Origin of the sequence: Desulforhopalus sp. (genome assembly GCA_030247675.1) — a bacterium.
Taxonomy (GTDB): domain Bacteria; phylum Desulfobacterota; class Desulfobulbia; order Desulfobulbales; family Desulfocapsaceae; genus Desulforhopalus_A.
Genome location: JAOTRX010000002.1, coordinates 269,307 through 282,012 on the forward strand (window position 1 = coordinate 269,307; position 12,706 = coordinate 282,012).

At 54.2% G+C, this 12,706-nt stretch carries 12 protein-coding genes, 1 tRNA gene and 1 riboswitch; of the genes, 11 read left to right on the forward strand and 2 right to left on the reverse strand.

Annotation, left to right across the window (positions count from 1 at the left end):
* Positions 1-130 precede the first annotated feature (130 nt).
* Together OEL83_01175 and OEL83_01180 are read left to right on the forward strand one after the other, a co-directional pair.
* Positions 131-874 carry a protein-L-isoaspartate(D-aspartate) O-methyltransferase gene (locus OEL83_01175; GenBank protein ID MDK9705635.1) on the forward strand — a complete coding sequence of 248 codons (744 nt, stop codon included), beginning with the start codon at positions 131-133 and terminating at the stop codon, positions 872-874.
* The gene (locus tag OEL83_01180) at positions 871-3,378 is read left to right on the forward strand and encodes a hypothetical protein (protein MDK9705636.1); all 2,508 of its coding nucleotides are present in this window, start codon (positions 871-873) and stop codon (positions 3,376-3,378) included. The genes OEL83_01175 and OEL83_01180 overlap by 4 nt, the downstream gene beginning before the upstream one ends.
* Here OEL83_01180 and OEL83_01185 read toward each other — a convergent pair.
* The gene (locus OEL83_01185) at positions 3,355-4,128 is read right to left on the reverse strand and encodes a sirohydrochlorin cobaltochelatase (GenBank protein MDK9705637.1); all 774 of its coding nucleotides are present in this window, start codon (positions 4,126-4,128) and stop codon (positions 3,355-3,357) included. The genes OEL83_01180 and OEL83_01185 overlap by 24 nt on opposite strands.
* A gap of 321 nt (positions 4,129-4,449) precedes the next feature.
* Here OEL83_01185 and pgeF point away from each other — a divergent pair, with 321 nt between their 5' ends.
* The 3 genes from pgeF to OEL83_01200 are packed head-to-tail and all read left to right on the forward strand — an operon-like array spanning position 4,450 to position 7,401.
* Positions 4,450-5,241 carry a peptidoglycan editing factor PgeF gene (gene pgeF / locus OEL83_01190; GenBank protein MDK9705638.1) on the forward strand — a complete coding sequence of 264 codons (792 nt, stop codon included), beginning with the start codon at positions 4,450-4,452 and terminating at the stop codon, positions 5,239-5,241.
* Positions 5,242-5,294: 53 nt separating this feature from the next.
* Positions 5,295-5,969, forward strand: coding sequence for a response regulator transcription factor (locus OEL83_01195; protein ID MDK9705639.1), 675 nt, complete (start codon positions 5,295-5,297; stop codon positions 5,967-5,969).
* Positions 5,950-7,401, forward strand: a complete 1,452-nt coding sequence (locus OEL83_01200; GenBank protein ID MDK9705640.1) for a HAMP domain-containing histidine kinase — start codon at positions 5,950-5,952, stop codon at positions 7,399-7,401. The genes OEL83_01195 and OEL83_01200 overlap by 20 nt, the downstream gene beginning before the upstream one ends.
* On the opposite strand, the gene OEL83_01205 is transcribed toward OEL83_01200, so the two are convergent.
* Positions 7,332-8,072 (reverse strand): endonuclease/exonuclease/phosphatase family protein, encoded by a 741-nt coding sequence (locus tag OEL83_01205; GenBank protein ID MDK9705641.1) that lies wholly within the window; start codon positions 8,070-8,072, stop codon positions 7,332-7,334. The two genes, OEL83_01200 and OEL83_01205, sit on opposite strands and share 70 nt — an antisense overlap.
* Positions 8,073-8,272: 200 nt before the next feature.
* On the opposite strand from OEL83_01205, the gene hemC reads away from it, so the two are divergent.
* From hemC to OEL83_01235, 6 genes are all read left to right on the forward strand, one after another.
* Positions 8,273-9,214, forward strand: a complete 942-nt coding sequence (hemC, locus tag OEL83_01210; protein ID MDK9705642.1) for a hydroxymethylbilane synthase — start codon at positions 8,273-8,275, stop codon at positions 9,212-9,214.
* A 62-nt stretch (positions 9,215-9,276) separates the two neighbouring features.
* Positions 9,277-9,458, forward strand: a riboswitch (cobalamin riboswitch).
* A gap of 136 nt (positions 9,459-9,594) precedes the next feature.
* A complete protein-coding gene (locus OEL83_01215) occupies positions 9,595-9,747 on the forward strand; it encodes a hypothetical protein (protein ID MDK9705643.1) in 153 nt (50 codons plus the stop codon).
* 126 nt (positions 9,748-9,873) lie between these two features.
* Positions 9,874-10,851, forward strand: a complete 978-nt coding sequence (locus OEL83_01220; protein MDK9705644.1) for a Gfo/Idh/MocA family oxidoreductase — start codon at positions 9,874-9,876, stop codon at positions 10,849-10,851.
* A 184-nt stretch (positions 10,852-11,035) separates the two neighbouring features.
* Positions 11,036-11,112 (forward strand) — tRNA-Pro (locus OEL83_01225).
* Between the two features lie 231 nt (positions 11,113-11,343).
* Positions 11,344-12,135, forward strand: coding sequence for a hypothetical protein (locus tag OEL83_01230; GenBank protein MDK9705645.1), 792 nt, complete (start codon positions 11,344-11,346; stop codon positions 12,133-12,135).
* A complete protein-coding gene (locus OEL83_01235) occupies positions 12,126-12,695 on the forward strand; it encodes a hypothetical protein (GenBank protein ID MDK9705646.1) in 570 nt (189 codons plus the stop codon). Before OEL83_01230 ends, OEL83_01235 begins: the two co-directional genes overlap by 10 nt.
* The last annotated feature ends 11 nt before the right edge of the window (positions 12,696-12,706 follow it).

The following is a 12,706-nucleotide window of genomic DNA, read 5'->3' on the forward strand; positions in this document are numbered from 1 at the left end:
GAACCGCAGCACCATTATCGGCAGTCGGATCTTTCATTGAATAATTGCCCGACTGGGCCTATTATGGAGGAGGAAGGCGCTGTTCTGACATGGCCATGAAACGGGCAATCTTTCGCCTAGGGAGCCTGTTATGAAAATATACCCTCTAATTATCATCCTCCTTCTCACCTTGCCCTTTCCCTCCCGGGCTTACTCGCCTGACCGTTATGCCGCAGCGCGTCAGGAGCTTGTGCGGCAGATCGAATCGCATGTACAGGCAACCAGGGCATACATTGATAAAGAGGCCCTCGATCCGAGGGTCATGGCGGCAATGGGCGCGGTGCCCAGGCATCTCTTCGTGCCGCCGGGTCTCCAGGAATCAGCCTACGATAACCGGCCGCTGGCCATTGGCTATGGCCAGACCATCTCCCAGCCCTACATCGTTGCCTTGATGACCGACCTGCTGGGGGTATTGCCTGCCAGCAAGGTGCTGGAGGTCGGTACCGGATCAGCCTATCAGGCGGCAATCCTCGCCTGGCTTGGAGCGGAGGTATATTCTCTAGAGATCATCGAACCCCTGGCGAAGGAGGCGAAAGAGCGGGTGAGGCGTCTGGCAATTGCCTCCATTCATACCAGGGCCGGTGACGGGTATTACGGCTGGGTCGAACATGCCCCCTATGATGCGATCATTGTCACCGCCGCCGCAAGCCATGTACCGCCGCCACTTATCAGCCAGCTGAAGGTCGGCGGCCGGATGATCATTCCCGTGGGCAGTGGCTTTCATACCCAGCAACTGCTGCTGATTACCAAAGAAAACGACGGCAGTCTGACGACCCGACAGATTCTGCCGGTGGTGTTCGTGCCGCTCACCGGTGGTTCCAGCACCCCGCCATGACCATCCGCCCGCCGCTCCTTTCCCTTGGCCTGCTGTCGGCAAGCCTGCTTGCCTACGAAATTTCCTTGATGCATCTCTTTGCCATCATTCAGTATCATCATTTTGCCTACATGATCATCAGCCTTGCTCTTCTCGGCTATGGCTCGAGCGGCACCTTCCTGGCGATTTTCCAGGACCGGCTGCGCGACAGCTACCGGGGATTTTACCTTGTCTGCGTGGTGCTCTTCAGCACCTCCGCCCTAATTTCCTTTCTCCTTGCCCAAAAGGTTCCTTTTAACGGGCTTGAGCTTTTTTGGGATATCCGCCAGACCTTCTATCTCGGCCTGCTCTTTCTCCTCCTCTTTCTGCCATTTTTCTTTGGAGCTTCTGCCATTGGTATGACACTGGCCGTTTGCCGGCAAAGGGTTCCGGTCATTTACGGTGCGGATCTGCTCGGGGCCGGTACCGGCAGTCTCCTCATCCTTGTGTTGCTTTGGCTGCTTATGCCTGACCGTTTGCTGGTTGCGATCAGTGGCATGGGCCTGGTCGCCGCGGCATTTGCCCTGGTCGAGCTTTCGGTTTCTCGACCGGCTCTCAAGGGCTTGGGTTTGTTTGCGATCTTTGCCCTGCTTGCCGTTATCGGAGGTAACTGCCCTTTGCAACCGACACCCTATAAGCCGCTGCAACAGTATCAGCGCATTGCTGGGACAAAAATCACCATGGAGCGGGCAAGCCCCTTGGGCCTGGTGCAGGTTCTGGAAAGCGAGGGTACGCCGTTGCGTTACGCACCGGGCATGAGCCTGGTGACCGGTCGGGAGCCTCCGGCGCAAAAGGGGATTTTTGTAAGCGGGGACGGTATGTCGGTGATTACCCGGATGCCCGGCCGGATCGAACAGCTTCACTACCTGCAGCAGATGACCTCGGCCCTGCCGTATCATCTCAATAAACCTAAGAACGTCCTCATCCTCGGCATCGGCGGCGGCCAGGATATTCTCCAGGCCAGGTTCCACCGGCCGGAGAAGATCACCGCAGTGGAGCTGAACCCGCAAATCGTCGATCTTCTTGCCGGTGAATACGCAGAATATTCCGGCAATTTACTTGAAGACACCAAGGTGCATATCGGCGATATGCGTGGTTTTATCACGAAGAGCAGGGAGCGGTTCGATGTCATTCAGGTGGCCCTGGTCGATTCCTTTTTCCCTTCGGCCTCCGGTCTTTACGCCCTGCGAGAAAACTACCTCTACACAGTCGAGGCCCTCCGCGACTATATCGGCCATCTGTCCCCGGAAGGGTACCTGGCAATCACCCGCTGGGTAAAAAATCCGCCCCGCGACAGCCTGAAGCTTCTGGCAACCGCCATGGAAGCCCTGCATGGAATGGGGGTGGTGGATGCCGGCCGGCATCTGGCGCTCATTCGTGGCTGGCAGACCAGCACCCTGATTGTCAAGGGGAGTGCCCTGAGTCGTGCTGAAATTGAAAAGATCGTGGAATTCTGCCGGATTCGCGCCTTTGATATTGTCTATAGCTTTGCCACAGGCGAAGACCAGGCAAACCGCTACAATATTATGGCCGACGCGACATTTACCCAGGCGGCAAGAGCGATTACCGGTGTGGATTCGGCCGATTTCATCGCCCGCTATAAATACAACCTGCAGCCGGCAAGTGATGACCGGCCGTACTTTCATCACTTTTTTAAGTGGTCGGCACTACGGGAATTCTTCCAACTGCGGGAAAGCGGCGGTGCGTCCCTCCTCGAATCCGGTTATCTGATCCTGCTAACCGTGCTGATGGTTGCCGTGGTTTTCAGCCTTCTTCTGATTCTCGCCCCGCTGGCCCTTGTCATACCGCAAGGGCATAGGTTTCATTTGCGCAGACGAGCCGCAGAACGCAGCTTTGACAATCCTTCGCACTGGGGTGGCGGAGGAATATGCCGGTTGCAGGTTGTTGCCTATTTCTTCTTTGTCGGCGTGGCCTTTCTTCTCATCGAGATTGCCTGTATCCAAAAAAGCGTGTTGTTTCTTGATCATCCGGTATATGCGGTCAGCACCGTCATTGCCGCCTTTCTTGTCTTTGGCGGACTCGGCAGTCTTGCGGCGCAGCGACTGGCCGACCACCCGGCACCCGAGGAGTTGGTACGCCGGGCAATTTACGGTATCGTACTGATCTGCCTTTGTTATCTTCTCCTGCTCGGCAAGGTCTTTGCTTTAGCCAGCGACCTCGGTCTTCCTGGTCGCATTACTGTTGTTGCCACCGTTCTTGGGCCGCTGGCCTTCTTTATGGGAATGCCCTTCCCTCTCGCCTTATCCTATCTGTCGAGTCGGGCGGCGTATCTGGTGCCTTGGGCCTGGGGCATTAACGGTTGTGGCTCGGTGATCAGTTCCATGCTGGCGACCATTCTGGCCATCCATTTTGGATTTAACGCGGTACTGGTGGTGGCGATGCTGCTTTATCTGGTTGTTGCCTGGTGTTTCCCGGTGGCGTCTCCAGCTAATGCCAAGGTATCAGATAGCCTTGAAGCTCGCTAGGGCGTCTTTCATATGGCGGATGATAATCTTCTCCAGGCCCGGGAAAAGTCCCAAACCGTGGTCGATTGTTTCGACGGCAAGGCCGTGATCCTGCAGCTGGGAGGTCCAAGAAGCTGGGCCGTCACCGACAATATCCCTGCGGTAGTGCATTCCGGCGATCAGCAGAAAAGGAATGATGCAGACCTTGGTAAAGCCGGTCGCCCTGATCTCGGCAGGGAGGGTCGCCGAGTTTGGGTACTTCTCCAGAGCACCGACGAAGATCCGTTCGCCGAATTGGCGACGGAGGATTTTTTCCAGGCTATAGTACGCCGTCCAGGAGGGATGGGCGGTGCCATGACCAAGCAGGAGGATGGCCTTGCCGGGCCTGGCGGTAATGGTTGGCCGGAGGATCTCGCCAAGCGTTTCATAATCCTCTGGAGTGGCAAGCAGGGGCATGCCGGAGGCGCAGGTAATGCCTGGGTGGCGCAGCGAACGGTGGAGGTCGTGAAACTCCCTGCCCGGCAGAAGGTGCAGCGATTGCACAACCGCCCTGGTGACACCCCTGGCAGCCAGGTCCTGCAGCACCGACTCCGGGGAAGGGAGTGCAACATCCTGTTGTTGTACGGTCTTTTGCCTTGTCGCCCTTGTTGAATAGCCCCAAATGATCTCTTGCTCGGGGAAATGACCGCGCATTTTCATGTCGAGATGTCTGAAGGTATGCATGGCAGTGGGCGAGGTGCCGACAGCGGCGATGAGCATGGGTATGGTCATGGCAAATTATCCATAGGGGGCTGTTGAATGCATGGAGGGACAGGATATTTCGGCACAGTGCCGGGGTGGGCGTTGGACTCCAGTGTCTGGCCCAGCCTCGCTTCATTATAGTGATGCCTCTTGCATTCGCCAAAGAAAACCAATGCTGTCGATGAAAAAGATGGGGCGCCGCGTTTTTCGACGCATGCTCTGGCAAAACGCCTTGGCCTGTACAGTCTGTGAGTCTATTGATTTTTTGTTGCCCCTGGGCCGGTACTGCTTTACTTTGCACGGAACGGGAATGAGTGGTACCAATTACAAGGACAACAGAAGAGGTTTTCGGTGGCGGGAAGTATATTAGAAGGTGCATTGCCAAAGGCTATAATTGGTGAAATCCATTGCGATTCCGGGAGGGCGTGTCGCTACGGAATGTTTGCCCGGCATGGCGGCGCAAGTGGTGAACCCTACACCTCGCTCAACGTCGGGGTGTATGTCGGGGATGATCCGGAGGCGGTGGCCGTGAACCGGCAACGGGTACGTCAGGCCTTGGACATTCCCCGACTGCTTACCGCCAGACAGGTACATGGCCGGGGGGTGTACTGTCTCACCGAGCCGATTGGCAGTGATCTGGAAGTTGATGGTTTTGATGCCTTGGTGACCAATCTTCCGGGTATTGGCCTGGCTATTCAACAGGCTGATTGCCAGGCGGTCCTTCTCCTCGATCCCCGGCGGGAGGTCATAGCCGCCATACACTGCGGCTGGCGAGGCAGCGTCCTTGGCCTTGTCCCCGAGGTGGTGGCGGTGATGACCGGTAACTACGGTACCGAGGCCAGCGACCTGCGGGCGATCATTAGCCCCTCCCTCGGTCCCTGCTGCGCCGAATTCGTCAACTATAGAAGCGAGTTGCCGGTGGATTTCCAGCAATTCATGGTCAGTGACACCTCCTTTGACTTCTGGCAGATCACCAAGGCGCAGCTGAGCGCGGCCGGAGTGGCGGAGGCCCATATCGAGACGACCGGCCGTTGCACTTGTTGCTCTGATGATTACTTTTCTTACCGGCGGGCCACCCGGCAAAATAGTGGTATAACCGGCCGGAATTGTTCGGTTATTGCCCTCGAACGTAAAAGCAGTTGATGGGGCCTGCTGCTGCCGGCAGGGTTTCTGAAAAGTAAGGAGTGGGAGCAGCGATGCGAATCCTGGTTATTGAAGACGATGCGAAAATCGCCTCCTTCCTGGAAAAGGGATTGAAAGAGGCCGGATTCACCGTCGATGTCCGTGGCGACGGACAGACGGGCCTGGAGATGGCCCTGGACGACGCCTACGACGCCGCGGTGATTGACCTGATGCTGCCAAAACTCGACGGCCTGGCGGTAATCGAGACCATGCGCCGTGAGGGCGTTGATACGCCGGTGCTCATCCTCAGTGCCCGGCAATCGGTCGATGACCGTATCCAGGGATTGCAGCGGGGTGGCGATGACTATATGGTCAAACCCTTCTCCTTTAGTGAACTCCTCGCCCGGTTGCAGGCCCTCATCCGCCGCGACAAGAAAAACACCCAGCCAATGGTGCTGCGGGTTGGCGATCTGCAGATGGATCTCCTCAAACATGAGATATTCCGGGCCGGAGAGAAAATCGAACTGCCCGCCAAGGAATACAACCTCCTAGAGTATATGATGCGCCATCCCGGTATTGTCATCTCTAAAACGGCGATCCTTGAGCGGGTCTATGACTATTCCTTTGATCCCCAGACTAATGTGGTTGATGTCCTCGTTTGCCGCCTGCGCAACAAGATTGACAAGGACTTTGAGGATAAAATGATCCATACCGTCAGGGGCATGGGCTATGTTCTTAAAGCTCGGTAAGGAGGATTTCACCTGGCCGCGCGCCAAGAAGGCGCTGCCGGTATTCTTTCTGCTGTGGACCGGCGGGGCACTGCTCGCCCTGATCTACCTTCTGGTGCTCCGGTCACATTTAGAGGGCATCGAGCGCGGTGAAACCGATCGTCTGCTTGACGGCTATCTCGCCTCCCACCGCACCCCGGTACTTCACTCCGGTTCCCTTCTTCTCCGCTCCGACAGCCTGCTGCAGGGGCTGGCCTTTATCAGGGTAATCCAGGGAACGGAACAGCTGCTTGTGGTTGGTGACCAATTACCGGCCCAGAGCTTCAAGGGCTTCATCGACCTGTCTCCCGAGACCTCCGGGGTTTGGGTGCCGGTCGGGATGGGCGGGGAAACGCGGATGCTGACCATTGTCACCCGCCGTTACGAAAATGGCGGGATGTTGCAGGCCGGCAAGGACGGGCAGCAGGGCTATGCCCTGTTTCAAAAGATGTGGCTGAATACCTTGGCCATCGTCGTCCTCAGCGTTTTATTCATCTGGCCGCTTTCCCTCGCCTTTATCAGACAAAGCCTGGCGCCGTTGCTGAAAAGCCGGGAGATGATCGACAATCTGGTGCAGCAGCCGACCTCCGCCCTGTTGCCGGAAGAGGGCAATGGCCAGGAACTGGACAGTCTGTACAAGCAGATCAACCGGCTGATCATCCAAAACCGCCGGCTGGTGGCCGAGATGCAGCAATCGCTTGACAATGTCGCCCACGATCTGCGGACCCCGATGACCAGGCTCAGATCGGTTGCCGAATATGGGCTGCAGGCCGAAGACGACCCGCAGCGGCTGCGCGAGGCCCTTTCCGATTGTCTGGAGGAGTCGGAGAGGGTGCTGGCGATGCTGCGGATCATGATGAGCGTCGCCGAAGCCGAATCGGGGATGATGCGGTTGGAACTGGGTGAATGTGATCTGGTGGACAGCCTTGCACAGGTGGTAACTCTTTACGAGTACGTGGCCGAGGAAAGGAAGATAGCGGTAGAGCTGTCGACGGAAAAACCGCTGCCGGCCCGGGTCGATGCCACGCGAATCGCCCAGGTGTGGGCCAATCTCCTTGATAACGCTATTAAATACGGCAAGGAAGGGGGCTGGGTAAAAATCTCCGGCCGACGCGCTGGCGACGAGGTCGAAGTGGTTTTCAGCGATAACGGCATGGGCATCTCCGAGAATGAGCAGGGGCGAATCTGGGAGAGACTCTATCGGGGCGACCGCAGCCGTTCCCAAAAAGGCCTGGGGCTAGGTCTGAACTATGTGCGGGCGGTGGTCGAGGCGCACGGCGGTTCGGTGGCAGTGACCAGCGCCCTGCGTGAAGGCAGCAGTTTTTCCGTACATTTGCCTTGCGCTCAGGTGAACATACAGGAAAAATCACAGACCAGCGGTGAATGGTCGGACAGGCGCACATCAGGGATGTAGAAAGAATCAATACGGATTCCCGGGCTGTGGAGGATGAAGTCTATCTGGCGCTGTGGGGCATGGCTCGGATGGGATGGGGCGTTGGTGACATTGGCGTTTCTGAGGCCGGTTGCGGCGAGAAACAGATTAAGCTCACGGCTGCCCCAGAAGGTGTTGAAATCACCAGCAATGATTACATCCTTGCCGATATCGCGGACCAGGGAATGGAGTTGTTCAAGCTGGTTCTGTCGGTGCCGGTATTTCAGGGAAAGATGGACGATGAAAATGGCCACCGACAGGAGGTCAGTTTGCAGGACCAAGCGTTTCATGCCCTGCTCAAAATAGTGAAAATGAAAGTCCTCGATGGTCTGTTTGGTCAGGAGGGCATTGCATTGTTGCCTGAGAACCGGCACTTTCTGGGCTATTGAGCCGGCTCGGTACTTGCTTTCGACGATGCAGTTATAGCCCAGCTGCTCGGCGATTACCTGGGCCTGGCAGAAATACCCTGTCCGGTAGGAGCCGGAATCAACCTCGACCAAGGCGACGATATCCGGATTGACCGAAGCGATGAAGGTGATTATCCGCTGCAGGTTCCCCGATGTTCGCTTGAAAAAACCGGCAAAAGGTACCGGAAGATGGTAAGCGTTTTTGTGGCCTGTGGCGTATCGTATATTGTATAGAAGTAAGCGCATACAAGTATGATACTGATTTACTCCCCTTGAGGCAATGGCTCCCGGGAGACTCTTCGAAAACTCGTGGAGAAATCGCCGCGACTACCATTGCAAGAATCCGGCAGCCCATGGTAAGTGGCGCCCGGCTCTTTTCCTGAAGGACGCCGGGATCCAGAAAATAAATTGTAATTTTAATGTGTTTAGTGATTGGAGAATACAGCTTGGACGATACTATGATAACCATTGGAACACGAAAAAGTAAACTTGCCATGTGGCAGACCGAGACGGTTGCGGAGGCCCTGCACGGCCACGGTATGACCACCCGCATTCATTCGATGGAAACCATCGGCGACCGGATCCTCGATACCTCCATTGCCAAGATCGGCAGTAAAGGCGTCTTTACCGCCGAACTCGAAGAACAGCTGGCCGGGGGAACCACCGATATCGCCGTCCACAGCGCCAAAGACATGCAGTCGCAGCTGCCGGAAGGTTTTTCCCTGATCGCCTTCACCGCCCGGGAAAAGGTCAACGACGTGCTGCTCAGTCTCGACCGGTCGATCGATATCGCCGACCCGAAGCGGCACCTGGTGGTTGGTACCTCTTCGGTGCGGCGGCGGGCCTTCCTCAGGCACTTCTATCCCCACGTGACGATTGTCGAGATGCGCGGCAACCTGCAGACCAGAATCCGCAAGATGGAGGAAGGCGTCTGCGAGGCCCTGATCCTCGCCTACGCCGGGGTTAAGCGGATGGGCTACGACCAGATGATTGTCAAAGAGTTCGATACCGATGAGTTCGTGCCGCCGGTCGGCCAGGGCTGCATCGCCATCGAGTCGGCTACATCCCTGGCCCGCGAAAAGATGGAGAAAATTCGTGCCTGTCTTAATAACCAGGAAAGCGAAATCTGCCTCCTCGCCGAGCGGGCCTTTTTGAAAAAGCTCGAAGGCGGCTGCAGCATCCCGGCCTTTGGTTACGCCGTCTTGAAAGGCGATGAACTGAGCCTCTCCGCCGGGCTGGCAAGCCTGGACGGCACGCAGATACTCCGCGTCACCGAAAAGGGTTCGGCCGGTGATCCGCAGGGGCTGGGAGCCCGTGTCGGTGAAAAGATCCTTGCCGGCGGCGGGCGGCAGATGCTCGAAGAGATCAGAAAAATCCAGGCTCAATAAACGCCATGGCGGTCGGATTTCGGTGGTCGATAATCGTTCTTGACTCGCTGCCGCTTTCGCGATAAAGCTATCATGGTCAGGGTGTCGCATAGACATCAATGGGAATCCGGTGTGAATCCGGAACGGGCCCGCCGCTGTAACCGGGGACGAAAGTCGCTTATGCCACTGATGAGAATCATCGGGAAGGCGCGACCGGTAGGATGAACCGGGAGTCAGAATACCTGCCCTGACCTTTATGCTGTTCTCCCCGCGGATCAGGGAGGAAAAGTACACGTCTGTGGTGAAATCAGGGCCCCCGGACCAAATTGCATTTGGTCCGGGGGCCTTTTTTTATGCGCTGCCGGATCGATGCTCTTCCTTAACCTTGAAGGAGTTGCAAAATGGACAGGAAAGAACTGGCGTATGCGAAACAGGCATTGTTGGGCGTTAAAGATTGGGATACCTTCCAGGCGGTTATCAGGACCTGTTCGAGGGTGGTGAACACGGCCTTCCCGGTGGTTACCCTGGCAACCTGCGCCAAAAAGGGTAGGTAACAGGTGCTGCGGCCCTGCCGGCAACCGGCTGCAGTTGACGGGCAGGGCCGTTTGACCCTATGATGAGCAAGGGGCAGCGAGAAAACTACAGGTCACGATGCAAGGCTTTTCAAACGGGGCGGAGCGATGCAGGGCAAAATAGGGATAGGTATCATCGGAACCGGCAAGCACGGCAGTCGCTATGCCAACCACATTGTGGCGGATCTCGGCGACCGCTTTCATCTGGCGGCAATCAGCAGACGTTCAAGTGAGGGGAGGGAACAGGCCGCGGCCTGGAACACCCAGTGGTATCCAGACTGGCGCGATCTGGTGCGTTGCAATAGGGTTGATGCGGTAATCAGCGCCGTCACCCCCAACCTCAATGGGGAGATCGGCAGGCTTTGCGCGGAGCAGAGAAAACCTCTGCTGATCGAAAAGCCGCTGTCTACCGATGTGCAAGAGGCGCAAAACATGGTTGATCTTTTCGACCACCTCGACTTGCCGCTTACTGTCGCTCAGACCCTGCGTTACAACAGTGTTATTGCTGCATTGCGGGACATTTTGCCGGCCATGGGCAGGATGTTTTCCTTTTCAGCCTGTCAGCGACTGGAGCGATCGACCATGCCCTGGTTGGAACAGCCTGAGCTGGCCGGTGGCGGAGTAATTTTTCATACCGCCGTCCATCTCTTCGATGCCCTGCGGTTTATAACCGGCAAGGAGATTGTGAGGGTCCGGGCGACAGCTCGGCAGATCTTCAACCCCCGTCTGGAGGATGTCCTGGTGGCGGAGGTGCTTCTGGGCGATGATTGTCCGGGTGTTATCGATGCCAGCAAGGTGAGTCCGGCACGGTCGGGAAGATATGAATTTGTTTGTGAACATGGACAGCTGCAAGGTGATCAGATCCACGGGATTCTCCAGAAAATTACAGGGATGCATACCACTACCTTGCCTGTCCAGCCAGTAGGGCCGACGATCCTGCCCCTGCTGGAGGACTGGCATAGCTTCCTGACGGGGCAAGGGCCAAATCCAATTCCCGGTGCGGAGGGACTGGCCGCGGTTACGGTTTGCGAGGCTATTCGGAAATCGGAGGACACCGGTCAGTGGGTTGAAATCACAAGCGTATAGAATTTTTATGGCGGAGATTTTCTTCGCTTTGTGCGGCCTGCGGCGATTCTGCTGCCTTTGCCGTTGATCGTGCAAGAAATGGCTGGACATGCTCAAGGGACTATGCTAAAGCATTATGCGCACGCGCCGAGCTGTGAAGGATTTGCAGCCTAAGCATGTTGTCGAAACAATAAAATCAATACGTCGGGGAGTGGCTCAGTCTGGTAGAGCACAGCGTTCGGGACGCTGGGGTCGGAGGTTCAAATCCTCTCTTCCCGACCATAATATCAAGGGGTTAGTAGATTCTTATTAACCCCTTTTTGTCTTAGTTTTGTTATCAGTTGTTACCAACCTTGTTAATGTTCTTGCTGGAAAATACTTCCTAATCTTTAGTATCATTTGATTATTAATCACAAAAGCTCATTAAACTGGTTCTTGCTTCACGATTTGTGTAGAATCATCAGTAAGAAATAAAGAAGAAACAATTCTTTACTTTTCCATTAGGATCGCAAAATGAGCCTACCAATAAGTGGTGACCATTCTATAGAAGTTGCCAATTTTGTATGCATCTTTGAAAATCCTTTCCCTGCCTCTTCAATTCAAGCACTGATGGGCCTTAAGGAAATCTTCAAGACTGAATATCCGATCTTCTCAATAGATTCTTTATGGAATGTTCAAATTGACAGCAAAGATAACGCACCAATTTCTAAACACCAAATAGCTGGTGTTTCTCTGCAGAAATTAAGCGAAAAGACTAATAAACCAGCTTGGATTTTAAGAACTGAGCCTCAGTCTATCGTTGTTTCATGCTTCGATTATGGCAGGTGGGATGTTGAGTCAAAGAAAGCGATAGATGATTTGACAAAAGTGATTAATATTGTTGACGATGGAAGAAATCCCGTCGTTCAACTCATTTTACATGTTGTAGATAGGTTTATTGGTGGACCCTACGAAACATATAAAATAAATCAGGTGTTTAATACCAGATCGAGATATTTATCGAAACAGGCTGTCGAATCTGGTCCGTTATGGCATGTTCACCAAGGGTGGTTCGAAGGTGTTCATGAAAAGGTTGAAAAGATTTTACACAATCTCAATCTTAGTACAAACCAGACTCCTCAGGGAATTGTAACTACCATTGATCATAATGCTAGATACGCTTTCGTCAAACCTACCTCTGCATCAGTCCTCAACGACGTTAGTTATGTTAAGGATATTTTTGATTTACTTCATGCAGCCAACAAAGCTGTTCTCATTGATTTATTGAATAAAAATCAATGCAGGAAGGTGAAATTATGCCTATAAGCACAACAAATGTTACACCGACGCATGAGCGTGAGTATGTGGTGGAGGAATCGGTTGGATCTTCTCCTAAGGGTTTATCGAAGGCTCTAGCTCTTGGAGCGATAACTGCCGTAGCAACTCTTAATAGTACATTTTGTAATTTTTTGTATTCACCTCGTGAAAGAACTGATATTCCAACATATTGCTCAGGATACCTAGAATCCGAGGGGAGGGGGTATCAATTTCCATTAAGAACGCCCAATGATATCTTAACTAATTATAAATACGATGTCCCAGAGCTCGCAGAAATTGTTTCATATCTTTATAATTATCCCGATGTTCAGGTTTTCTTGGCAGAACTGTATAAAATAATAGAGAAAATATATCCAGGATGTGGGACGAATAAAAAATTACAGCTGATAACTGACCCTGATACGTCTGAGCCTCTTATGAGGCTTGTCTTTGATTCTGGTCTACCTGTTGATGGAGAGTTCATTTTAAAAGAACAAGAACTCTTTAGTGAGATCCAGAGTGCTGGGATAGGGGGTGCCCTGAATAATGTCGTTTTTGTAAACGCTTAATTTCATACTTC

Coding starts and splice junctions, on each gene's coding strand:
- OEL83_01175 (MDK9705635.1), top strand. CDS start 131: ATGAAAATATACCCTCTAATTATCATCCTCCTTCTCACCTTGCCCTTT.
- OEL83_01180 (MDK9705636.1), top strand. CDS start 871: ATGACCATCCGCCCGCCGCTCCTTTCCCTTGGCCTGCTGTCGGCAAGC.
- OEL83_01185 (MDK9705637.1), bottom strand. CDS start 4,128: ATGACCATACCCATGCTCATCGCCGCTGTCGGCACCTCGCCCACTGCC.
- OEL83_01195 (MDK9705639.1), top strand. CDS start 5,295: ATGCGAATCCTGGTTATTGAAGACGATGCGAAAATCGCCTCCTTCCTG.
- OEL83_01200 (MDK9705640.1), top strand. CDS start 5,950: ATGTTCTTAAAGCTCGGTAAGGAGGATTTCACCTGGCCGCGCGCCAAG.
- OEL83_01205 (MDK9705641.1), bottom strand. CDS start 8,072: ATGCGCTTACTTCTATACAATATACGATACGCCACAGGCCACAAAAAC.
- OEL83_01215 (MDK9705643.1), top strand. CDS start 9,595: ATGGACAGGAAAGAACTGGCGTATGCGAAACAGGCATTGTTGGGCGTT.
- OEL83_01220 (MDK9705644.1), top strand. CDS start 9,874: ATGCAGGGCAAAATAGGGATAGGTATCATCGGAACCGGCAAGCACGGC.
- OEL83_01230 (MDK9705645.1), top strand. CDS start 11,344: ATGAGCCTACCAATAAGTGGTGACCATTCTATAGAAGTTGCCAATTTT.
- OEL83_01235 (MDK9705646.1), top strand. CDS start 12,126: ATGCCTATAAGCACAACAAATGTTACACCGACGCATGAGCGTGAGTAT.